This is a genomic window from Corynebacterium kalidii (genome assembly GCF_022869005.1).
GTDB lineage: Bacteria > Actinomycetota > Actinomycetes > Mycobacteriales > Mycobacteriaceae > Corynebacterium > Corynebacterium kalidii.
In genome coordinates this window covers 61,942-83,813 of the sequence record NZ_JALIEA010000012.1, presented here as the reverse complement: position 1 = coordinate 83,813, position 21,872 = coordinate 61,942, and the positions used below count along the sequence as shown (strand labels likewise).

Below are 21,872 nucleotides of genomic sequence, written 5' to 3'. Positions count from 1 at the left end.
ACTGTCCGGGTGTCTGTCGCCCACCGCGGGACCTCCCCGCGCCTCCACCACCCGCAGGTCAGGGAGATCCTCGCCCACCGTGAGACCGTCGCCGCCGGCTGCGGTCTCGTCGTCGTGCTGCGCGACCGGTCGGGCGGGGGCGCGGCCGGGGTCCTGCACGACGTCGCCACCGGTTCGCCGACGTGGACGGTCGTGCACACCCGCCTGGTCCCCGGGGCACGCCCGCTGCCGGACCTGCCGGCGGACGGCGGATCCGGCGACACGCTGCTGCTGGTCGAGGACCTCCACCTCGCCACCGCGGACGCCCTTACCAGGCTGCACGCCGAGACCGCCCGGCGTGACCGTGCCTCGCGGCTCATGGTGGTGGGCACCGTGGCGGATCCGGATGCTGCCGCCGGGGCCGTCCCGGCGGGCCTGCTGCGCGGGGACGTCGAGGTCGTGGTCCCGCCGCTGACCGTCGACGACGTCGGGACGGTGGTGGAGACCGCCACCGGCGCCGCCCCGCGTCCGCGCCTGGCGATGGACCTGCACACCACCACCGGTGGGCGGGTCGACCTGTTGACCTCCCTGGTGCACGGCGACCCGGCCGGGGTCAGGTCCGGACGCCACCCCGCGGCCCCGGACGGGTGGGCGGCCTCCCTCGCCGAGACGGTGGACGGCATCGTCGGTACGACCGGCGCGGCAGGTGCGGCAGGCACGACAGTGCCGCGGTCCCGGCTCACCGCCCTGCTGCGGGCGGTGGCGGTGGCCGGTGGCCCGGACGCCGGGCCCGTCCCGCTGACCCTGCTGCGCGACCTCACCGGCGAGCTCAGCGACGGCAACGACAGTAGCGACGGCAGCGACGAGATCTTCTCCCGGCTGCTGCGCACCGTCCCGGGGCCGGCCGTGGTCTTCCGCGACCCCCGTCACCGCGCCGTCGTCCTGGAGCAGACCCCGCCCCCGGTGTCCGCCGCACTCCACGACCGCGCGGCCGGCGTGCACCCTGACCCCGGCCGCGCGCTGTACCACCGGCTCCAGGCCGCCTTGGCCGGCGGCCCGGGACAGGTCGACGAGGTGACCACGCAGATGCGCCACCTCGCCGACCAGTACCGCGACCAGGGACGGTGGCGGGCGGCGGCCGATGTGCTGACCGCACTCCCCGACAGCACGGCCGCGACGGCGCCGACGGACCCAGGCGCCACCGTGGAGGCCCTGGCGAAGGCCGGCGACATGCCCGCAGCCAGGCTCTGGTGGCACGGCGACCCCGCACCCGCACCGGTGGCGTCCTCCCTGGCGATGCACGCAGGAGACCGACGCCGCGCCCACGCCGAACTCGACGGCGCCGCGTTCCCCGGCAGCTGGACCGACACCGCACGTCAGCGCGCCGTCCTCGCCTTCGCCGACTGGGAACCCCACGCCATGCTCGGCCACGCCACCACCGCCGGCGACGACCTACTCACCGCCGTCGCCACCAGCATCATCGACGGCACCCACACCCCGGCCCGCCGACCGGACCTCCCCCACCGTCTGATGGACGGATGGCTCGCCCTGGTCAACGACGACCCCCTCGCCGCACGCGGACTGCTCTCCGCCCCGCTACCCGCCGACGACGCCGAAGACACCGTCACCCCGCCCCTGCGGATCTGGCGCGACGCCTGGCTCGCCCGGACCCACTACGTGCTCGGCGACTTCGAGACCGCCCGACGCACCGTCGAACGTGGCCTCGCCACCGGCGACGCCCACGGCAGCACCCTGCTGGCCCCCGTCCTGCTGTGGACCGGTGCCCAGGTCGCCGCCTTCCAGGGCGACCACCCCGGATCCCGCCAGTACACCAGCCGACTGCCCGACGACCCCGAATCCTTCCTCATCCAACGCCTCCCGGCCGCGATGAGCCGCATGATCACCACCTCCACCAGCAGCGACCTGGTCGCCGCACTGCGGGTCGGCGAGTCACTGGCCCGGATCGGCACCGAGAAGGACACCCAACAGCCGGGCTTCTGGCCCTGGGAGGACGTCTACGCCCAGTGCCTCGTCCGCGCCGGGAGGATCCGGGCGGCCGACGCCGTGGTCTCCGAGGCCGAGCAACGGGCCGGCGGCAGTGGACTGTCGTCCCTCGCGGCGAAGCTCCGGGTGCCGCGCGGCAGCATCCTGCTGCGCCGTGGAGACGTCGAGGCCGGGGTGCGCTGCTTCGACGAGGCCGTGGAGATCATCTCCGACACCCCGATGCGGGCCTACCAGTCGCGTATCCTGCTGGAGTACGGACAGGTGTTGCGGCGTCTCGGCCGCCGTCGACGTGCCGACGAGGTCTTCGCCCGGGCCGAGGAGGTCTTCGCCTCGATGGGCGCGCCCGCCATGGTCGAGCGTTGCCGGCAGGAACGCCGCGCCGCCGGAGTGACCCTGCCCGGGGGTGACGGCGGGGATGGCGGTGTTAACGGCGTCGGTGGGGCACCCGCGCACCAGGCACGGGTCCTGACCACCCAGGAGGAGCAGATCGCGGTGATGGCCGCCGACGGTTCCACCAACCGGGACATCGCCCGGGAGCTGACCTTGTCGACGAAGACGGTGGAGCACCACCTCACCAACTGTTACCACAAGCTCGGGATCGGTGGACGCGCCGGGCTGTCGGAGGCGTTGCAGCGGCGGTGAGTGGTCGGCGGCAGGTGGTGGCTGGCGGTGGCTGGCGGCAACCGGCAGCCTTCGCACCCCATAATGCGCTTCTTTTTCTGCGACCTGGGCTTTTGCGAGAATAAGTCTCTTACCGGGTGCGAAGGTTCAAAGCCCGGCGGTCAGCCCAGCGACTGGAACGTCGCCCGCATCCGCTCGGCGTCGGCGGCCAGCCCGGTGAAGTGCCCGAAAGCGTCCACCGCCTGGTAGACGGCCATGTGGGTGCCGTCGAGGGTCCGGCACCCGACAGCCCGCGCCTCCTGCAGCAGCTGGGTGGACACCGGCATGTACACCACGTCGCTGACCCAGTGCCCCGGAGTCAGGCAGGAGGTGTCGAAGGACGTCCCCGGGTGGCTGAGCATGCCCAGCGGAGTCGCGTTGACGACCCCGTCGGCGGCGGCGATGGCGTCCTCGACACCCTCGGTGCCACCACCGGTGGCGATGGAGGTCCCGGTGGCGGTGTTCAGGTTCTCGGCGAGCTCGGCGGCACGGGACGCGTCGACGTCGCGGATCTGCAGCTGCTCCACACCGGCCTCCGCCAGGGCGAAGGCGATGGCGTTGCCCACTCCCCCGGCGCCGACCTGGACCACCGAGCGCTTCGCCACGTCCGGCAGCTGTTCGGACAGGCCACGGGCGTAGCCGGTCACGTCGGTGTTGTAGCCCACGGTCCGTCCGTCACGGATCGCCACGGTGTTGACCGAGCCGAGACGTGCCGCGACCGGGTCGATCTCGTCGAGCAGGGCCACCACCTCACGCTTGAAGGGGTGGGTGATGTTGAGGCCGTCGAAGCCGAGGTCCAGCGCGCTGGACAGCAGCTGCTCCAGCGTCCGCTCCTTGAGGCGGTCGGTGAGCACGTCGATGCGGCGGTACACCGTGGGGTGGCCCTGGGCGAGGCCCTCGGCCTCGTGCATCGGCGGGGTGCGGGACAGCGACAGGTCCGTGCCGATCAGTCCCAGCAGGAAACTACGGGCGGGTGCGTCGGTCGTGGAAGTCGTCGTGGAAGTCGTCGTGGAAGTCATGGCGGCTACCTTCTCTCGTGTGGGTACTCGTGTGTGGTGGTCGGGACGACCGGGGGGCGCCCCGGAGGGCGCCCGGGTCAGCTGGGGATGCCGCGGGCTGCGTCGCGCAGCACCCGGTACTGGGCGGCGAGGCGGACCGGGGTGTTGTCCACGCCGTGCCCGGCGTAGTCCCCGCGTCGTTCGACGAGTTCGAAGAACATCGTCCCGAGGGTACCGGTGTAGAAGCGCAGGTACTCGCCGTGCTCGTCGCGGTCGTAGAGCACATTGCACTCGCGCAGCTCCGCGACGGTCTCCTCGTCCAGGTTGAACCGCGACACCAGGTCGTCGTAGTAGTTGTCGGGTACCGGCAGCATCTCCAGGCCCCGGCGTCGGGCGCGGCGGGCCAGCCCGGTGATGCCGGTGACCTCCAGGGTGACGTGCTCGGGGTAGGACGCGGCGAGGAAGTCGCCCTGTTCGCTGCCCTCCGGGGCGACGTTGAGCGTCAGGGAGAAGTCACCCTGCGGCGCCGACATCACCCGGGAGTGGACGTAGCCGGCCGGGCTCGGGACGGCGTCCGGCGCGTGCGCCTGCAGGCCGAGCACCGAGGTGAAGTACAGGGCCGCCTCGTCGTGCCGGTGCCAGCGCTGCGCCAGCCCGACGTGGTCGACCCCGGTGATCCGCGAGTGGGCGTCAGTGACCGCGTCGATGGTCCGGACGTCCTCGCCGACCAGGCCGAACTCCTCGGCCCACACCGGGACGCCGTCGCCGGTCGCCTCACAGAAGTAGATACCGGTGCCGTCGGGCGTGTACACCCCGTGGAGCTCCGCCTCGTCCTCCCGGCGTTGCCGGATCAGCGGCTCCGCCGACAGCTTCACGGCCCGGGCGGCGGAGCGTTCGGCGCCCAGGACGTCCACACCGAAACTGTCGATGACGGTGTCGCTGCCGGTGGGACCGAGGTCGCGGACCACGATGCGGGCGTCGCCCTGCACCCACACCTGGAAGTCCTCCTTGGTGCGGTGGTACCCGCCGAGCACGAAACCGAGCTGGTGGAGCAGCTTGGTGATCTCCCCGAGCCGACCGGTGTGCAGCTCGACGAAACTGTAGGACGTCGGGACGGCCGCCTCCGGGAGCGCCGCCAGACCCACCGGGTACGAGGCGGGGTCGGCACCGGCGGTGGCGTCGAGCTCCCGGTAGACCTGGTCCTCGAGCCAGCGCAGCGAACGCAGCCCGTCGACGGCGGTGCGGGTGACGTCGGCCTGGCGGAAGGAGTCGTTGAAGATCTCCAGGGAGACCGGCCCGTCGTACCCCGCCACGGTGACCAGCCGGAGGAACTCCACCAGGTCGAAGTCGCCCTCGCCGGGGAACACCCGGTGGTGCCGCGACCACGACAGCAGGTCCATGTCGCGGCGCGGGGCGTCGGCGAGCTGGAGGAAGAAGATCTTCTCCCCGGGGATCTCGGCGATCCCCGCGGGGTCGTCACCCCGGGACAGGATGTGGAAGCTGTCCAGGCAGGTCCCCACGTTGGGGTGGTCCGCCAACTCCACGATGCGGTGGGCATGCCGGTAGGTGTTCACGAACTTCCCCCAGGCCAGGGCTTCGTAGGCCAACCTGATGCCGTACTGCGCGGCCAGTTCGCCGGCGCGGCGCAGCTGGGAGGCGCAGACCCGGTCGTCGTCCACGGTGGCGGTGGCGACGTTCGAGCAGATCAGGATCAGGTCCATCCCGAGCCGCTGCATCACCCGGAACTTCGACTCGAGGCGGCGCAGGTTGTCGGCGAACTGTTCCTCGTCCACACCGTCGAAGTCGCGGAAAGGCTGGTACAGGTCGAAGCTCAGTCCCAGCTGCTCTCCCCTGGCCCGGATCTGTTCCGGGGAATGCGGGGAGACCACGAGGTCCTGTTCGAAGATCTCCACCCCGTCGTAGCCGGCGTCGGCGGCGGCGCGGAGTTTCTCGGCGAGGGTACCGGACAGGCACACGGTGGCTACGGAGGTTCTCATGGGTTCTGCTTCACTTTCTGGACGACGATCTCACGGTGTCGGTGGCGCAGTGCCGGGGCAGGGCGTGGTTCAGGGTCGCGACGCCCCTCCCTCCACCGCAGCGATGGTGGACGGTCGCAGCGTGCGGGAGAACGAGAAGATCGTGAATCCCAGGACCCCGACGACCGCGAAGGCGAAGAATCCCCACGGGTACGCGACACCGGCGGTGACCATGATGCCGCCGAGCAGCGGGCCCGAGATCGCACCGAGGCGTCCGATACCGGCGGAGAAGCCCATGGCGGTGGCGCGTGCCGACGACGGGTGGTTCTCCCCGACGAAGGCGTAGATCAGCACCTGGGAGCTGAAGACGAAGACCCCGGTGAGGAAGACGATGACGTAGAGCCCCACCAGCGGCAGGCGGATCGCCAGCAGCGCGAGGAACACCGCCGAGCACAGGAACCAGATCAGCGCGGTCCTGCGCGGCGAGTGGATGTCCGCCACCCGTCCGGCGATGTACAGCCCGACCACGGCACCGACATTGAGCACCATCAGGAAGGCCAGGGAGTTCCCCAGGTCGTAGTCCGCCTCCCGCATGATCTGCGGCAGCCAGGTGTTCAGGCCGTAGACCAGCAGCAGGCCCATGAACGACGTCGCCCAGATGGCGATGGTGTTGACCCGGAAGGTGGGCTGCAGCAGGGCGCGGATCCCGTCGGTGTTCCCGCCCTCCTCCTGTTCCTGCAGGTTGTCCATCTCGGTGTCGACCTGCAGCCCGTAGGCCTGCTCGATGGCTTCAGCCTCTGCGACGCGACCCTTGATCCGCAGGTAGGCGGGCGACTCCGGCAGCAGGAAGTACAGCACCGGGGCCAGGATCAGGCCCGGGACGGCGCCGGCGATGAACATGGCGTGCCAGCCGGCGGCGTCGATGAGGAACATGCCCAGCAGGGCGGTGAGCACCGCGCCGACGTGGTAGCCGGTCATCAGGGTCGTGGAGGCCGAGCCGGCCTTGCGTCCGGACCGGAACTCCGTGACCAGGGAGATCGCCGTCGGCAGCGCACCACCCAGGCCGGCCCCGGCGAGGAACCGCCAGAGGGAGAACCACATGACGTCCGTCGTGAACGCCAGGCCCAGGGTGAACACCGAGAACAGGAGCACCGCGCTCATCAGCACCCGGCGCCGGCCGAGCTTGTCGGTGAGGAAACCGATCACCAGGGCACCGATGGTCATGCCGACCAGGCCGATGGTGGTGATCTGGGTGGCCTGGGCGCCGCTGAGGTCCCAGGCGGGGTCGTCCAGCATGGACGGGATCGTCGTGCCGAGCACGACCAGGTCGAACCCGTCCAGCAGGACGGCGATCCAGCACAGGACGGTGACGACGGCGGTGGACCGGGTTGCGGTCGACCGGGTGGCGGTGGTGGGCATCAGTCAGACCTCGAATTCGGGGAGATCACGGCCGACGTACTGTTCGGCCAGGTAACGGCGTCCCGCCTCGGAGGACAGGACGGAGGACAGTTCGGCGAGACGACGACGGGACTCGAATGTCGTCGCCTCAGGGGCCTGGTGCAGCATCGACGACATCCACCAGGAGAAGTGCTGGGCCCGCCAGATGCGCGGCAGGACGATACTGGAGTAGTCGGCCAGCAGGCCGGGGCGTCCACGCAGCGCCCGGACCAGTGCCGGGGCCAGCACCGCGACGTCGGCGATGGCGAGGTTCATCCCCTTGGCGCCGGTCGGCGGGACGGTGTGGGCGGCGTCGCCGGCGAGGAACAACCGGCCCCTCTGCATCGGTTCAGTGACCGCGGAGCGGAACCGGAGGACCGCCTTGTCGAAGATCTCGCCCTCCGCGATGCGCAGGTCGGGCGAGTCAGCGCGGGTGTGCAGCGCCTCCCAGATGCGGTCGTCCGACCAGTCCTCCACGGTGTCCGACGGGTCGCACTGCAGGTAGTAGCGCTGGACGGTGTCCGAGCGGGTGGAGATCAGCGCGAACCCCTCGGGGTGGGTGGCGTAGATCAGTTCCTTCTGCGTCTTGGGGGCGTTGACCAGCACCCCGAACCACGCGTAGGGGTACTCGTGCCGGTGGCGTCCCGCACCGTCGGCCCCTGCGCCGTCGGTCCCTGCGCCGGCGACGAGTCCCCGGTACGGCGACCGCGACCCGTCGGCGGCGACGACGAAATCGGCGCGCACGCGGCCGGGCCGTCCCGCGGCGTCGGTGTAGTCGACCACCGCGGGCCCGCTGCCGGTGACGTCGGTATCGGTGACGTCCGCCCCACCGGTACCGCTGACGGCGTCGACGGTGGTGTCGAACAGGACGGTGCCGCCGTCGGCGAGGCGTCGGGCCACCAGGTCGATGAGGTACTCGTGCTGCGGGTACACCGCCACGGTGTGCCCGGTGAGCCCGGTCAGGTCGATACGGGTGCGCTCACCCTGCACCGAGATCTCGATGCCTTCGTCGATGTCGGCCTCACGCTCCATGCGCTCGCCGACACCGGTCCGGCGCATCAGGTCCAGCGTGCCCTGCTCCAGGATGCCGGCACGCACGGTGGTCTCCACGTCCTCACGCGAGCGGGACTCGAACACCACGGACTCCACGCCGTGCTGGTGCAGCAGGTGCGACAGGGTCAGCCCCGCCGGCCCTGCACCGATGATGGCGACGGGCACGTACTCACTCACGACAGGTCCTCGACGGCGGCGTTGAGCAGGGCGAACCCGTGGTTGGAGTTCGGCACGCCGGCGTAGACGGCGGTGTGGAGCAGCACCTCGCCGATGGTGTCGGCGTCGACGCCGGCACGCAGGGCGGCGCGGATGTGCATGTCGAGCTCCCCGTCGTTGCCCACCCCGGTGAGCACCGCGATGGTCAGCAGCCGACGCTGCGTGTGGTCCAGCCCCGGGCGTTCCCAGACGTCCCCCCAGGCCGTGCGGGTGATGAAGTCCTGGAACTTCTCGGTGACCGCGGTCTTCTTGGCGATGGACCGGTCGACGTGCTCGTCACCGAGGACGGCACGGCGGTTGCGCATACCGCGCTCGTGGGCGGCGTCACGGCCGGTGGCGTAGGCGTCGGATTCACTCATGGGGGTTCCTTCCAGGTCGTCAGGAGGTGTGTCGGATGGCCGGGTCGTCGAGCACGGCGTCGACGATGTCGGCGGCGTGCCCGGTGTGGTCGGCGGGGTCGGTGCTGAAGCCGTGGTCGCGTGCGGCCTGCTCCATCAGCTCACCGAGCGTCCCGTCGGCGACGGCGCGGTCGACCTCGGCACGCGGGACGTGGCGTCCCAGTGCCTCGGCGAGGACGGCACCGTCGGTGAGGGCGAGGTTGCGTCGCATCGCCGCGGTGTCCACGGTGATGCCATCGATGCTGGCGCGGGTACGGTTCACCGCGCCCGCGGTCGCCGCGGCGAGGTCCCGGACGGTCTGCCATTCGGCGTGCCACGCCCCGGTCGCCCGCTGCATCCGCTGGTCCATGGCGTCGAGCATCGTCGCGGCCAGCGCCGGGGTCCGCCGGGCGTATCCGTCGGCGGCGATGGCCGCGGCGGGGTTCGCCTTGTGCGGCATCGCCGACGACCCACCGGGCGCCGACTCGCGCAGTTCACCGACCTCGGTGGCGGAGAAGACGATGACGTCGCCGGCGATCTTGCGGACCGCACCCGCCAGCGCCGCCAATGCCGTGGCGACATCGACCAGGGGAAGCCGGTCGGTGTGCCAGACCACCGGGGTCGACCGCAGTCCGAGGCGGGCCGCCAGTGCGTCGTGCACGGCCAGGCCCGACGGCGCGGTGGACGCGAGGTTCCCGGCCGCGCCGGCGTACTGGACGGGCAGCGCGTCGAGGACGTCGCGCAGCCGCGTCGCGGCGACGGCGGTCTGCCGCAGCCACCCGGCGACGACGACGCCGAACGTCGTCGGCACCGCCTGCTGGCCGAGCGTGCGGCCGATGACCGGGGTCGTCCGGTGTTCCCGGGCCAGCGCGTGCAGGTCCGCGGTCAGGGCGCCCACGGTCGTGAGGATCGCGTGACCGGCGTCGCGGAGACACAGCACCAGTGCGGTGTCGATGATGTCCTGGCTCGTCGCCCCACGGTGCACTGCGGCGGTCCCGAGACCGGCGTCGGTGGCCGCGTCCTTGAGCAGACGGGCGAGCGGGATCGCGGGGTTGCCGCCGGCGACCGACGCCTCGGCGAGCCTGACGAGGGCGTCGCCGTCGAGGGTCGTCGCACCGACCAGTTCCGCGGTCGCCTCCGCCGACGCCGGGTCCACCAGACCCGCGTCGCCGACGGCGGACGCGAGAGCGGCCTCGACGTCGACCATGCGCGCGATGAACGCCGCGTCCGAGAGCGCGGCCGCTGCCGTGGTGTCACCGGACGCGACGTCCCCGTACAGCGTACGCGTCAGGACGCCGTCCAGCGGGTGCCGGTGCCCGTTCACGTCAGAGCCGTCAGACATGTCAGACACGGAAGAAGGGGGTTTCTGCGGTGGCGTCGTCGTGCTGAAGGACGATGTCCATGCGGTAGGAGCTCTCCCCCTCCTGGGTCAGCACCAGCAGACCTCGACGGTCCTCCGGGACGACCGCCAGCACGGGGTCGGCGGCCAGTGCTGCGCTGTCGGCACCGTCGGCACCGTCGGCGGCCGGGAAGTAGGCCCGGGTGTACAGACGCTCCACGATACCGCGGGCGAACACCGCCACCTTGAGGTGCGGTGCCTCGATCCCACTGTCGCCGACGGCCACCGGCGCGGCGCCCGGTCGGCGGGTGCGGAAGGTCACCTCCCCCTCGTCGTCGACGAAGCCACGGCCGATACCGGCGCCGAGCTGCGGGTTCCACCCGGTCGCCGAGTCCTCGTCCGAGCGCTCGTCGTAGGGCGAGGGGTAGATGCCGTCGCCGTCGGCCTGCCAGAGCTCGATCATGGCGTCCTTGACGCGGTGCCCCGCCCCGTCGGTGACCGAGAACGTCACCTCGACCGCGTCGGCGGCAGCACCTCCGGTGGTGTCCGCCTCGTCGTCGAGGAGGTTCTCGGCGCCGGGCATGGTCAGGCCGATGTGGACGTAGGGGCCCACGGTCTGCGAGGGCATGATGCCCCGCGGTGCCTCGTCCTGGTCCTTGATGTCGGACACCGGGTAGCGGTACGGGCCGTTGGGGTCGCTGTCGATCATCTGTCTTCTCCTGTCGGGTGTGTGCGGGGTCTACTCGAAGTGGGTGGCGTTGCGGCCGCGGAGCACGATGTCGAACTTGTAGCCCAGGGAGTAGTTCGCCCGGGTCTCGTCGTAGTCGAAGACGGCGATCATCCGCTCGCGGGCACCCTCGGGCACGGAGTTGTAGATCGGGTCCTGGAAGAACATCGGGTCACCGGGGAAGTACATCTGGGTGACCAGGCGCTCGCCGAACTGACGGCCGAAGAGGGAGAAGTGGATGTGTGCCGGACGCCAGGCGTTGGTGTGGTTGCCCCACGGGTAGCAGCCGGGCTGCACGGTGTAGAAGCTGTAGGCGCCGTTCTTGTCGGTCAGGGTGCGTGCGACCCCGTTGAAGTGGGGGTCCAGCGGCGCCGGCCAGGAGTCGTTCTTGTGGCGGTAGCGGCCGGCGGCGTTCGCCTGCCATGCCTCGACGAGGGTGTCGGGCACCGGCTTGCCGTCGGCGTCGAGGACGCGGCCGTGGACGAGGATGCGCTGACCGATCGCCTCGCCACCGTTGGCGTGGGTCATGTCGTTGTCGGCGTCGCCGAGAGCCCCCTCACCGAACACCGGTCCGGTGGTCTCCCCGAGCCGCTCGGGCACCATCAGCAGGTCGTTGTTCGGGTTGCGGAGCACAGTGGTCCTGTACTCCGGAAAGTGCAGTGGTGCGAAGCTTCCGTCGACGGCGACGTTACTGATGGGAACCATGGGCGTGACCCCTTCTGCGGGATTGCGGGAACGTGATGTGCATCTCACGGTATCGGGCCGTGCGCCACGCGCAAACTCGTTCGCTTTGTGAACTGGTTTTCCTGACTGACATTCGGTTGTCCTGCGGTTTCCCTGCCGTCCACCTCGCTTCGGGGTCCACCTAGGGGGGTGGGTCAGGGTAAGGGGAAACACGCATGGACATCAGCACCGTCGCCCGCGTCCCGGGCGCTGAGGCACCCTGGGCGCCCTGGGACGACTAACGCCGCGCGGGTGGCCGGACCGTGTCCGTCCACCCGCGCGGCGTCCCCCGGCGAGGCGGCCTGCTACTGCTTCTGGGCCGACAGCTTGCGGTACTCGAAGACCTGGTCGACGATGCCGTACTCCTTGGCGGCCTCGGCCGTCAGGAACTTGTCGCGGTCGGTGTCCGCACGCACCTGCTCCTCGGTGCGGTTGGTGTGACGGGCCAGCGTGGTCTCCATGAGACGACGCATACGCTCGATCTCGTCCGCCTGGATCTGCAGGTCGGACACCTGGCCCTGGGTCCCCTGGGTGGCGGGCTGGTGGATCAGCACGCGGGAGTTCGGCAGAGCCGCCCGCTTGCCCTTCGTACCGGCCGCCAGCAGCACCGCGGCAGCCGACGCAGCCTGCCCGAGGCACACGGTCACGATGTCGGGGCGGACGTACTGCATCGTGTCGTAGATCGCCATCAGGGCGGTGAAGGAGCCACCCGGCGAGTTGATGTACATCGTGATGTCCCGGTCGGGGTCGAGCCCCTCGAGCACCAGGAGCTGGGCCATGATGTCGTTCGCCGAGGCGTCGTCGACCTGGGTACCCAGGAAGATGATGCGCTCCTCGAAGAGCTTGTTGTACGGGTTGGACTCCTTGGCACCCCACGAGGAGTGCTCGACGAACGAGGGCAGGATGTACCGCGAGGTGGGCATCTGCGCGCCCGAGACCTGACCGGTGAGTTCGCTGGCGTGGGTGAAACCGTTCATGTTGCTGCTTTCCATCTCTGCTTACTGCTCCTTCGCCGAGCTGATCACATGGTCGACGAAACCGTACTCGAGCGCCTGCTGGGCGGTGAACCAGCGGTCACGGTCGGAGTCCTTCTGGATCTGCTCCAGGGTCTGACCGGTGTGCTCGGAGATCAGCTCCGCCATCTCACGCTTGGTCTGTGCGAACTGCTCCGCCTGGATAGCGATGTCCGCGGCGGTACCGCCGACACCGGCCGACGGCTGGTGCATCATGATGCGGGCGTGCGGCAGGGCGTAACGCTTGCCCTTCGCGCCGGCCGACAGCAGGAACTGCCCCATCGAGGCGGCCAGGCCCATCCCGTAGGTCGCGACATCGCACGGCGCGAACTGCATGGTGTCGAAGATCGCCATACCGGCGGTGACCGAACCACCCGGCGAGTTGATGTACAGCGAAATGTCCCGCTCGGGATCCTCCGCGCTGAGCAGCAGGATCTGCGCGCAGAGTTTGTTGGCGATCTCATCGTCGACCTGGGTGCCCAGGAAGATGATGCGCTCGCGCAGCAGGCGCTCGAACACCGAGTCGTTGAGGTTCATCCCCGCGGTAGAGGACATCTGCGCGTGGCGCAGCGCCTGACCGGCAGACATGTCGTTAGTGCTCACTTATGCTCCTCGCTCAAGTTCACGTGTTGGACTGTGCACCAGAGTAGTCAACCCGCACCGCCTGTGCCCCTCCCCGGGGCCGTGTTCGCTGTCAGCGCACGGTGGGTGTTCCGGTGCATGTGAAAACACCGCCGTGACACCGGGCAACCCCGGTGTCACGGCGGTGGACACACTGGACGGACAGGACCGAAAGCGGTCCGGTGTCGTCAGTTGTCGGTCTTCTCCTCGTCGGAGGAATCTGCGGCCTCGGCGCCCTCGGCAGCCTCAGCACCGTCAGCGAGGTCGGCTTCCTCGCCGAAGAAGTCCTTCGGGTCGATCGAGGTGCCGTTGGCGTCGGCGACGGTGACCTTGCAGATGTTGATCGCCAGGGCCTTGCCGCGGCGCACGTCGGCGAACAGGTTCGCGATCTGGCCGGACTGCTGCAGCTGCATCACGAACTGGTTCGGGTCCATGCCGTAGCGCTGGGCGGTGAACAGGATGTGGTCGGTGAGCTCCTGCTGGGAGACCTCCGGCTTCTCGATGTCCGCCAGGGCATCCAGGAACAGCTGGGTACGCACGGAGTCCTCGGCACCCTCGCGGGCGTCCTCCTCGAACTTCTCGCGGGTGATGTCCTGGGCGGCGAGCATCTGCTCGAAGACGGCCTCGTCGCCACCGAACTGGCTGACGAGCTGCTGGACCTGGCCGTCGACCTGCTCCTTGACGACGGACTCCGGCAGGGGGACCTCGGTCTTCTCCAGCGCCGCGGCCAGGACCTTGTCGCGGATGTCGGCGGCCTGCTGGCCCTTGAGCTGCTCCTCGACCTGGGACTTCAGGGAGTCCTTCAGCTCGTCGAGGGTGTCGAACTCGGACGCCAGCTGGGCGAAGTCGTCGTCCAGCTCGGGCAGCTCACGCTCCTTGACGGACTTCACGGTCACGGTGGCCTGGGCCTCGCTGTCGGCGTGCTCGCCGGCGACCAGGGTGGTCGTGAACTCCTTGGACTCGCCCTCGGACAGGCCGGCCAGAGCCTCGTCCAGACCCTCGACGAGGGAGGCGGTGCCGACCTCGTAGGACAGGCCCTCGGAGGACGCCTCGTCGACGGTCTCGCCGTCGACGGTGGCGGTCAGGTCGATGGAGACGAAGTCGCCGTCCTGCACGGCGCGCTCCACGGCCTTCAGGGTGCCGAAGCGGGCACGCAGGTTCGTCAGCTCTGCCTCGACGGACTCTTCGTCGGCCTCGATCGCGTCGACCTCGACGGAGAGGTCCGCGAAGTCCGGGACGTCGATCTCGGGACGGACGTCGACCTCGGCGGTGAAGGTGACGTGGTCGTTGTCCTCCAGCTCGGCGATGTCGATCTCGGGCTGACCGAGGGCCTTGACGTCGTTCTCCTCGACGGCCTGGCTGTAGCGGCTCGGCAGCATCTCGTTGAGAACCTCATTGAGGATCGATCCGCGACCCAGACGGGCCTCGAGAATCTTCGCCGGGACCTTGCCCTTACGGAACCCCGGCAGGCTGACCTGCTGGGCGAGGGACTTGTAGGCGTTGTCGAACTCAGGCTTCAGTTCCTCGAAGGGAACCTCGACGGTGAGCTTGGCGCGGGTGGCACTCAGCTGTTCAACGGAGCTCTTCACGGATGCACACTCCTGTGTGTTCTTGGTATGTGTACTTGCGGCCGGTGGAGCCGCGGGATCGTCCGTCCGCGTCACCTCCGGGTCTCACTCTCCCGCCTCCTGCGTGCTCACCGGAGCGGTGATCCACAGGGGCGGGCAAGGACGGCCGGAGGCTGCCACCGGTGATGGTCGCTGTCGACTTTATCGTGCTACTGACGACGGCAGACACGGGGGTCGGCTCTCCGGGGACTTCGTCGATCCTGTCCCCGGGAATTCCGCCTGGCCGAGCACCCGGTCTGACCGGCATCCGGTCGATACCCGTCGGGATAGCGGGATTTGAACCCACGACCCCTCGCTCCCAAAGCGAGTGCGCTACCAAACTGCGCCATATCCCGGCCGCAGAACCGCTGTCACCAGAAGTTCTGCTGGCGACGATGTTACGGGGTGCCTGCGACCCCGGACAACAGCGGGCCCCGGTAACCGCCGCTCCACTGGACGCTGGACGCCAGGTGGCCGCCCCGGAGCCGTGCCTGCCTGCCGGTTTCCGCACTCCCGGATGGTGGTGTATCGTCGTTCTCGCACCAACGGGAGTGTCGTATAGTGGCTAATACCTCAGCCTTCCAAGCTGAAGACGCGGGTTCGATTCCCGTCACTCCCTCCACTATCTGACCTGCATGATCGTCCGCTTTCTCTTGACGCGGGGTCGTGCAGGTCCGGACCTCGGTCCGGAAACACTGAAGCCCCGGCCACATCGGCCGGGGCTTCACTGCTGTGCGGGTACAGGTCGTTCGCCTTCGGTGTCGTGCCGCAGCGTCAGGTCAGGGCTCCGACAGCGAGAAGGACGAATGCCGCCAGTGGCAACAGCCCCTGTTTAAGGCCTGCGCCCCGTTTGTCCGGGGAGGTCAGCCAGAGCACCGCAGCGGCGCCGAACATGCTCGCCGTACCTGCCAGCGTCAGCACGAGCCCGGCACCTCCATGTGCGGTTACCGCGAGCAGGATCACGCCAACGAGAACCTCGAGCCCCAGGAAGAGATTGTAGAATCCCTGGTTGAATGCCATTTCTCTGGTGTCGTTCGCCTGTTGCTCAGTGAGTCCGAAGACCGCCCGCGCACGCGACGACTGCCAGGCGACGGATTCCAGGTAGAAGATGAACACATGGACCAGTGAAGCTGCGACCGCGAGCACCGCGCCGGTGACAATCATCGTAGTATCGCCTTTTTCTTCGTAGGACGGTCTCGGTCAGAAACGGAGCAGGACTTTGCCGGCGCGTGCGGACGACTTGCCGGCGAGCATCGCCTCACGGAAATCAGCGACATCGAAAACACCCGCGACAGGGAGGGTGACGGTTCCTTCGGAGATCCGGGTGATGAGTTCAGCGAAGAGATCGTTCTTCTTCTGGGGGTTCATCTCCTTGCTGACCTTACTCCCCCAGAATCCACGCACGGTGATGTCTTTGAAGATCACGGGACCTGACGGGATCGACATGACGGGGCTCCCCATCGCGCCGAAGCACACCAGTGTCGCCCCCTCACCGAGCGTAGAGACGATGTCCGCGGTTGACTGCCCACCGACCGAGTCCAGCCCGGTCAAGATCAGCGCGCCGCCGGTGATGTCGTCGAGGCGTTCACGCCAGTCCGGATCCTCGGTGCACAGCACGTGGTCGATGCCCTCGGACGCGAGCTCGGCGACCGCGGCATCACGGCGGACGAGTCCGATGACGTGGATGCCCCTGGCTTGGGCGAGCTGGGCGAGGATCCTGCCGACAGCACCGTTGGCCGAATTCTGGATCAGCCAGTCCCCCTCGCGCAATCCCAGGAAGTCCAACAGGCTGATGGCGCTGAACGGCATGGACACCAGTTGGGCCGCACTGTTGTCGGGCAGCTGGTCGGGCACCGGGAGCGCCTCCGCCGCGTCGACGATGGCGTACTCCGACCATGTCCCGAAGGACGATCCACTGACGATACGTTGCCCGACGTCAAGTCCCGTCACTCCCGGGCCGACCGCATCGACGGTGCCGAGAACCTCGGTGCCGGCGGGCGCGGGGAGGTCTGGAACGAACCCGTATTTCCCGCGGATCGTCCAGATGTCGTGATTGTGAACGGGGGAAAGCATGACCCGGATTCGGACCTGGCCGTCCGAGGGCTCAGGTACAGCGGCTTCCGCGAGGTGCAGGACCTCGTCGGGTTCCCCGAAACGGTCATGGGTGAGGATGTGCATCAGTGTCTCCACTTCGTTGTCGGTATGTATTGTTCGTGGTCACGCCGGCCTGGTTGCGTGATGTCAGTCGTCGATGACCGAGATGGTGACGTCGATGTTTCCCCGGGTCGCGTTGGAGTACGGGCACACCCGGTGTGCGGCGTCGGCGAGTGCCTGGGCCTCTGGCGCCGGCATGTCCGGGATCGTCACCTCGAGGTGCACTGTCAGTGCGAAACCACCCTCGCCGTCGGGGCCGATGCCGACCCTGGCACCTACGGAGCTGTCAGCCACGGAGATCTTCTGCGAGCGTGCGACCGTCTGCAGAGCGGAATGGAAGCATGCCGAGTAACCAGCGGCGAAGAGCAGCTCAGGGTTGGCGCCATCGCCACTGCCTCCCATTTCAGCGGGGACGGCGAGGTCCAGATTCAGTCGGCCGTCTGATGTGACGACGTGACCGTTGCGTCCGGCGCCGGTGGCCAGAGCCTCTGCGGTGTAGAGCGTGTCCATTGTCAGTCCTTTCGAGGGGTGGTGTTCGTGGTGGGTGCATCGTCCTGACAGCCGAGCTGTCGCAGCATATGGATGAGCGCACGGGCACTGTCGTCGTCTGGGACGCCCATTGCTGCAGCAACTTCGCGGGGGATGCCCGCCAGCGATTGCCGGAGCTCGTCCCCTGACGCCGTGAGCTCCACGGTCACCACACGCTCATCGTCCGAACTGCGGCGGCGAGTGACGTAGTCGGCCTGTTCGAGACGTTTTACTACGGGCGAGACGGTCCCGGAGTCCAGTTCCAGCTCCTCGCCGAGCGCACGGACCGTTTGGGGCCCGTGGTTCCAGAGGACGTACAGGACGAGGTACTGGGGGTATGTCAGCCCCCATGGTTCGAGTAGTTCCTTGTAGGTCCGGGCAGTCTTGCGCATTGCCGAGTACAGCGCAAAGCACAACATCCGGTCAGTTGCTCCCATGCCGTAAATCATTGCAGACAATTGGGTTGTGCACAACTGTTCTGTGCGGACGGTGCGGTTGCCCCCTGGCATATCGTCCTCACCAGGCATTACGGGAGAGGATCGGCTTCGGCCGTCTCCCTCCTGCCTTGCTCACCAGAGATAGGTCTCCGTATCCCAAGGCAGTGTCCGTAGATCCGACAGAAGCGCAGGCATGACCACATCAGGCCAGGCGCCACCGGACGCGATGCCGCCGCCCGCACTCGCGGTCCGAACGACGGATTCACCGCACATCCGGTAGCTGCCGGTGGCACACGGTCAGCTCTACCGCCACCTCGCCGGCCAGCCACCGTGGCGTACCCGGACCGGGTACTCGAACCTTCGGCCGCACTTCGAGTGCGAGGGAATCCTCGTTAAAGAACCTCCAGCACAGTTGGGTACCCGGCCCGTCCGCAACTGAACTGGCGCGTCACTCCACCAGCTCCCACCTACCGCAATCCGTGGAACTGAATGCGGCATCGGTCGCGGCGATGGTCACGACGGCCTGGCCTTCCGTCACCTCATTGGCGATGAGGTCGCCCATCTCCCCGCTGAGCCCGGACAGTCGTTCCCAGTAGCACAGGTTGCTACTGCTGCTGTTGCGGTAGGTCCCGGGTTGGATGTCCGACCCCACGATCTGAGTCCCCGGACCGAAGGAAGCCGCCGTCTCTGGTCCTGGATCGGGTTCCGCCGCAGCTGCCACTGTCGGATCTGGCTGGTTATCTGGTGTTTCTGTGACGGTGGTGGTGTGGTCAACCGTCTCGGTGACTGTTTCTGTGATCGTCGACGGGACCACTTCCTCCGGTTCGGCGTCTCCTGCACATGCGGTGAGTGCGAGGGTGGTGAGCGCTCCAGCAGTGGCCACGATTAGTCTCTTGGTCATCATTAGACCAGCATATGCGTCATGAGCATGACTCACAGAATCATGTCAGGAATAAGCTTCCCCCTCCGACCGCGAACCACCAGGACGGTGATCGGGGAAAGACCACCAGGAGAGGACACCGCGTGAGAAACGAGAAGAAGAGCGAGAATGGCACGCCAGGCCCGATCTTCTGCACGGACTGGTCCGCCCAGGAGATCACCGAGGCCGTCCGAGACACACGCGAACACTCCGAGGACGTGACCCCCGCACGAGACACTTTCCACGACGTGCGGAAGGTCGTCGATGAAAGGCCGATCCAAGTCGCTTACGGCGTTCTCCCCGCCGTCACCATGAAGTTCCGAACAGCCGCCGCACCGCCTACACCCACACCCGAACCGACGGGGGCTCCGAGACCATGAACGAATACCAGGTATACGAACAGGTAAGAGACCTGATGCCCGACTCTGTGGACCGCGGTCCTGCTGAAATGGACGCAGACAACGGGGAACCATTGAACGCGATCCTCGCGCTCCTCGCCTGCAGCGAAGTGCCGATTCCCAGCGAGGTCATTGACCGGCTCCACGAGGTGTACCCAGACGGGGGCATTCGAAAGGACATCGACGACCTCATCGCCGCCGCCGCTAGCTGACCAACTCAACACCACCTGCACACCCGGCCCGCCGCCGCTCGGCGCGCCGGATGTTCACATATCTGACTGAGGGTCAGCCCCCACCGAACCGCAGACTGTCATCTCCCCAGCGCCGAAGCATGGGTTAAGCGCATGACGAGACCGTCCGCTACCGCACGGCACGCACAGAGCAGCGTCCGCCGTGTCAGGCTCCACAACCCCTCGGTGACGCGCTGTACTACAACCCCTTGAACCCCGAGGGACGCGGCACGTTACGCAGGTTCGACTTCGCCATCGTCAGCATCTTGCCCACGCCGCCCTCCAGGACGGTGCGGGTGGCGGCGCGGGCGAACCCGGCGACCTGCTCCAGGGAGATCTCCGGCGGGATGGACAGCGCATTCGGGTCGGTCACCACGTCGACCAGCGCCGGACCGTCGTAGGCGAGCGCCTCCGCGAGCACGGACTTCACGTCCTTCGGGTCCTCGATACGGAACGCCTTGATGCCGCAGGCCTCGGCGATGTCCGCGTAGTTGACCTTCTCGTGGTCGGTGCCGAAGTCCGGCATCCCCGCCACCAGCATCTCGAGCTTCACCATGCCGAGGGTCGAGTTGTTGTACACGACGGCTTTCACCGGCACCTGGTGCAGCTTCATGGTCAGCAGCTCCCCCATCAGCATCCCGAGCCCGCCGTCGCCGCACATCGCGATCACCTGCCGACGCCGTCCGGCGCCTTCCGCGGCGCCGATCGCCTGGGGCAACGCATTGGCCATCGTCCCGTGACGGAAGGACGCCAGCAGCGTCCGGTCCGCCGTCGGGGTGATGTACCTCGCATGCCAGACATTGCACATGCCGGTGTCCGCCGTGAACACCGCGTCGTCGTCGGCGAGTTCGTCCAGCACGTAGGACACGTACTCCGGATGGATCGGGGTGTGGTGCTCGATGTTCCTCGTGTACGCGTCGACGACGTGCCGTAGGTTCTTCTCCTGCATCTTCAGCATCGACTCGAGGAAGGAGGAGTCGGACTTCTCGTCGATGAGCGGCAGCAGGTCGGCGATCGTCGCCGCGACGTCACCGGTGACCGGGTAGGTCACCGTCGTCCGCCGTCCGATGTTCCCGCCCTTGATGTCGACCTGGGCAGTCGGGGTGTCGCGCGGCAGGAACTCCGTGTACGGGAAGTCGGTGCCGAGCAGGATCAGCAGGTCCGCCTCGTCGAAAGCCTCCGAACAGGCGCCGTACCCGAGCAGCCCGGACATCCCGACATCGTAGGGGTTGTCGTAGTGCAGGAACTCCTTGCCGCCGTAGGCGTGTCCGACCGGCGCCTTGACCTTCTCCGCCAGGGCGAACACCTCGTCACGGGCGTCCCTGCACCCCGCACCGCCGAACAGCGTGATCTTCTTCGCCTTGTTGACCGCGTCCGCCAGCGCGTGCAGCTCACCCGCGGCGGGGTGCACGACGGGCCGTTCGGCGGCGATGGTGGAGTTCAGTTGCGGTGACTCCACCGCGTCGTCACCGGCGATGTCACCGGGGAGGACCAGGACCGACACACCGTTGCCGGCCATCGTGGACTGGATCGCGTGGTGCAGGATCGTCGCCCCCTGGGCCGCCGAGTTCACCATCTCGCAGTAGCCCGAGCACTCCGCGAAGAGCGCTTCCGGGTGGGTCTCCTGGAAGTAGTGCGACCCGATGAACTGGGACGGGATGTGGCTGGCGATCGCCAGCACCTTCGCGCCGTTGCGGTGGGAGTCGTAGAGCCCCTGCACCAGGTGGGTGTTCCCCGGACCGCACGAGCCCGCACAGACGGCGAGTGTCCCGGTCACCTGTGATTCCGCCCCCGCCGCGAAGGCAGCCGCCTCTTCGTTGCGAACGTGGAACCATTCGATACTGCTGCGCTTCACCGCGTCGACCACAGGGTTGAGACTGTCCCCGACGAGACCGAAGATCCGCCGGACCCCCTGTGCCTCCAGGGTTGCGACGAGTTGTTCCGCGTAATTACGAGCCATGTGAGGACTACTCCCGTGTCAGAGTCGGTTGGACTACCTGCCCCTCCGACACTATGCCGTTGTCGGCACGGCTGCAGGGAGAGCTCCGTCACCCCGCTGGAACCACACGGAAATATGAAAATATCTATAGTTATACTCAGTCCCTACCCCCGTCGACCCCGTGGTCGAGGACAGCACACCGCCCCAACTGCATCTTCACGACGGACGGCGGACGCGGCCTCGTCTGGCACCACATGGAGAGGGGGAGGAAAGTACCCTGAGTTTTCATGAAGCCGACGATCATCGACGCGGACACCGGGCACGAACTGTGGACAGCTGCGGAATGCGCCGACTTCCTCGGCACCTCCCGCGGCACCTTCACCAGCTACGTCAGCCGGGACCGGATACCGAAACCCGTCACCAGGCACCACGGACTCACCCTCTGGAGCTCCCAGGAGCTCAAGAAGTGGAACCTGTCGCGGCCCGGCCACCCGCAGAACGGGTAGGTCCCCGCCACCCGCCGGGCCAGAGGCTCTC

General features: G+C 68.3%; 21 protein-coding genes and 2 tRNA genes. 5 read left to right on the top strand and 18 right to left on the bottom strand.

The window, feature by feature from the left end; all coding sequences use genetic code 11:
* Positions 1–9 precede the first annotated feature (9 nt).
* A complete protein-coding gene (locus MUN33_RS14200; protein WP_244804042.1) occupies positions 10–2,625 on the top strand; it encodes a LuxR C-terminal-related transcriptional regulator in 2,616 nt (871 codons plus the stop codon).
* Between the two features lie 140 nt (positions 2,626–2,765).
* Here MUN33_RS14200 and MUN33_RS06215 read toward each other — a convergent pair whose 3' ends face one another.
* The 12 genes from MUN33_RS06215 to MUN33_RS06160 all read right to left on the bottom strand — a co-directional run bounded on the left by MUN33_RS06215 (position 2,766) and on the right by MUN33_RS06160 (position 15,086).
* Positions 2,766–3,662: a shikimate dehydrogenase gene (locus tag MUN33_RS06215; RefSeq protein WP_244804041.1), complete on the bottom strand. Its 897-nt coding sequence runs from the start codon at positions 3,660–3,662 to the stop codon at positions 2,766–2,768.
* Between the two features lie 77 nt (positions 3,663–3,739).
* Positions 3,740–5,638, bottom strand: coding sequence for a sugar phosphate isomerase/epimerase and 4-hydroxyphenylpyruvate domain-containing protein (locus MUN33_RS06210; protein ID WP_244804040.1), 1,899 nt, complete (start codon positions 5,636–5,638; stop codon positions 3,740–3,742).
* 69 nt (positions 5,639–5,707) lie between these two features.
* Positions 5,708–7,036, bottom strand: a complete 1,329-nt coding sequence (locus MUN33_RS06205) for an MFS transporter (protein ID WP_244804039.1) — start codon at positions 7,034–7,036, stop codon at positions 5,708–5,710.
* Between the two features lie 3 nt (positions 7,037–7,039).
* Positions 7,040–8,284 (bottom strand): 4-hydroxybenzoate 3-monooxygenase, encoded by a 1,245-nt coding sequence (locus MUN33_RS06200; RefSeq protein ID WP_244804038.1) that lies wholly within the window; start codon positions 8,282–8,284, stop codon positions 7,040–7,042.
* Positions 8,281–8,682 (bottom strand): 4-carboxymuconolactone decarboxylase, encoded by a 402-nt coding sequence (gene pcaC, locus MUN33_RS06195; protein ID WP_244804037.1) that lies wholly within the window; start codon positions 8,680–8,682, stop codon positions 8,281–8,283. The genes MUN33_RS06200 and pcaC overlap by 4 nt, the downstream gene beginning before the upstream one ends.
* Before the next feature lie 19 nt (positions 8,683–8,701).
* Positions 8,702–10,042 (bottom strand): lyase family protein, encoded by a 1,341-nt coding sequence (locus MUN33_RS06190; RefSeq protein WP_244804036.1) that lies wholly within the window; start codon positions 10,040–10,042, stop codon positions 8,702–8,704.
* 1 nt (position 10,043) lies between these two features.
* Positions 10,044–10,748 carry a protocatechuate 3,4-dioxygenase subunit alpha gene (gene pcaG, locus MUN33_RS06185; protein WP_244804035.1) on the bottom strand — a complete coding sequence of 235 codons (705 nt, stop codon included), beginning with the start codon at positions 10,746–10,748 and terminating at the stop codon, positions 10,044–10,046.
* 30 nt (positions 10,749–10,778) lie between these two features.
* Complete coding sequence (gene pcaH, locus MUN33_RS06180; RefSeq protein WP_244804034.1) at positions 10,779–11,471, bottom strand: protocatechuate 3,4-dioxygenase subunit beta; 693 nt, start codon at positions 11,469–11,471, stop codon at positions 10,779–10,781.
* 323 nt (positions 11,472–11,794) lie between these two features.
* Positions 11,795–12,466 carry an ATP-dependent Clp protease proteolytic subunit gene (locus tag MUN33_RS06175; RefSeq protein WP_439647842.1) on the bottom strand — a complete coding sequence of 224 codons (672 nt, stop codon included), beginning with the start codon at positions 12,464–12,466 and terminating at the stop codon, positions 11,795–11,797.
* Positions 12,467–12,487: 21 nt separating this feature from the next.
* A complete protein-coding gene (locus tag MUN33_RS06170) occupies positions 12,488–13,057 on the bottom strand; it encodes an ATP-dependent Clp protease proteolytic subunit (protein ID WP_244804419.1) in 570 nt (189 codons plus the stop codon).
* Positions 13,058–13,311: 254 nt separating this feature from the next.
* On the bottom strand, positions 13,312–14,712 hold the full coding sequence (gene tig / locus MUN33_RS06165) for a trigger factor (protein WP_244804033.1): 1,401 nt from the start codon (positions 14,710–14,712) through the stop codon (positions 13,312–13,314).
* Between the two features lie 300 nt (positions 14,713–15,012).
* Positions 15,013–15,086, bottom strand: a tRNA-Pro gene (locus tag MUN33_RS06160).
* 191 nt (positions 15,087–15,277) lie between these two features.
* On the opposite strand from MUN33_RS06160, the gene MUN33_RS06155 reads away from it, so the two are divergent.
* A tRNA-Gly gene (locus MUN33_RS06155) sits at positions 15,278–15,352 on the top strand.
* A gap of 152 nt (positions 15,353–15,504) precedes the next feature.
* On the opposite strand, the gene MUN33_RS06150 is transcribed toward MUN33_RS06155, so the two are convergent.
* The 5 genes from MUN33_RS06150 to MUN33_RS06130 form a co-directional block, all read right to left on the bottom strand.
* A complete protein-coding gene (locus MUN33_RS06150; protein ID WP_244804032.1) occupies positions 15,505–15,894 on the bottom strand; it encodes a DUF1304 domain-containing protein in 390 nt (129 codons plus the stop codon).
* 36 nt (positions 15,895–15,930) lie between these two features.
* Complete coding sequence (locus tag MUN33_RS06145; protein ID WP_244804031.1) at positions 15,931–16,908, bottom strand: zinc-binding dehydrogenase; 978 nt, start codon at positions 16,906–16,908, stop codon at positions 15,931–15,933.
* Between the two features lie 63 nt (positions 16,909–16,971).
* Positions 16,972–17,394, bottom strand: a complete 423-nt coding sequence (locus MUN33_RS06140; RefSeq protein ID WP_244804030.1) for an organic hydroperoxide resistance protein — start codon at positions 17,392–17,394, stop codon at positions 16,972–16,974.
* Positions 17,395–17,396: 2 nt separating this feature from the next.
* Positions 17,397–17,849 (bottom strand): MarR family winged helix-turn-helix transcriptional regulator, encoded by a 453-nt coding sequence (locus MUN33_RS06135; RefSeq protein WP_244804029.1) that lies wholly within the window; start codon positions 17,847–17,849, stop codon positions 17,397–17,399.
* A 448-nt stretch (positions 17,850–18,297) separates the two neighbouring features.
* Complete coding sequence (locus MUN33_RS06130) at positions 18,298–18,753, bottom strand: Rv1352/Rv1906c domain-containing protein (protein ID WP_244804028.1); 456 nt, start codon at positions 18,751–18,753, stop codon at positions 18,298–18,300.
* Positions 18,754–18,872: 119 nt separating this feature from the next.
* Between MUN33_RS06130 and MUN33_RS06125 the strand changes: the two genes are divergently transcribed.
* Positions 18,873–19,148 (top strand): hypothetical protein, encoded by a 276-nt coding sequence (locus tag MUN33_RS06125; RefSeq protein ID WP_244804027.1) that lies wholly within the window; start codon positions 18,873–18,875, stop codon positions 19,146–19,148.
* Positions 19,145–19,378 carry a hypothetical protein gene (locus MUN33_RS06120; RefSeq protein ID WP_244804026.1) on the top strand — a complete coding sequence of 78 codons (234 nt, stop codon included), beginning with the start codon at positions 19,145–19,147 and terminating at the stop codon, positions 19,376–19,378. Before MUN33_RS06125 ends, MUN33_RS06120 begins: the two co-directional genes overlap by 4 nt.
* Positions 19,379–19,595: 217 nt before the next feature.
* On the opposite strand, the gene MUN33_RS06115 is transcribed toward MUN33_RS06120, so the two are convergent.
* On the bottom strand, positions 19,596–21,356 hold the full coding sequence (locus MUN33_RS06115) for a pyruvate dehydrogenase (RefSeq protein WP_244804025.1): 1,761 nt from the start codon (positions 21,354–21,356) through the stop codon (positions 19,596–19,598).
* A 266-nt stretch (positions 21,357–21,622) separates the two neighbouring features.
* Here MUN33_RS06115 and MUN33_RS06110 point away from each other — a divergent pair, with 266 nt between their 5' ends.
* Positions 21,623–21,841 (top strand): helix-turn-helix transcriptional regulator, encoded by a 219-nt coding sequence (locus MUN33_RS06110; RefSeq protein ID WP_244804024.1) that lies wholly within the window; start codon positions 21,623–21,625, stop codon positions 21,839–21,841.
* Positions 21,842–21,872 lie beyond the last annotated feature (31 nt).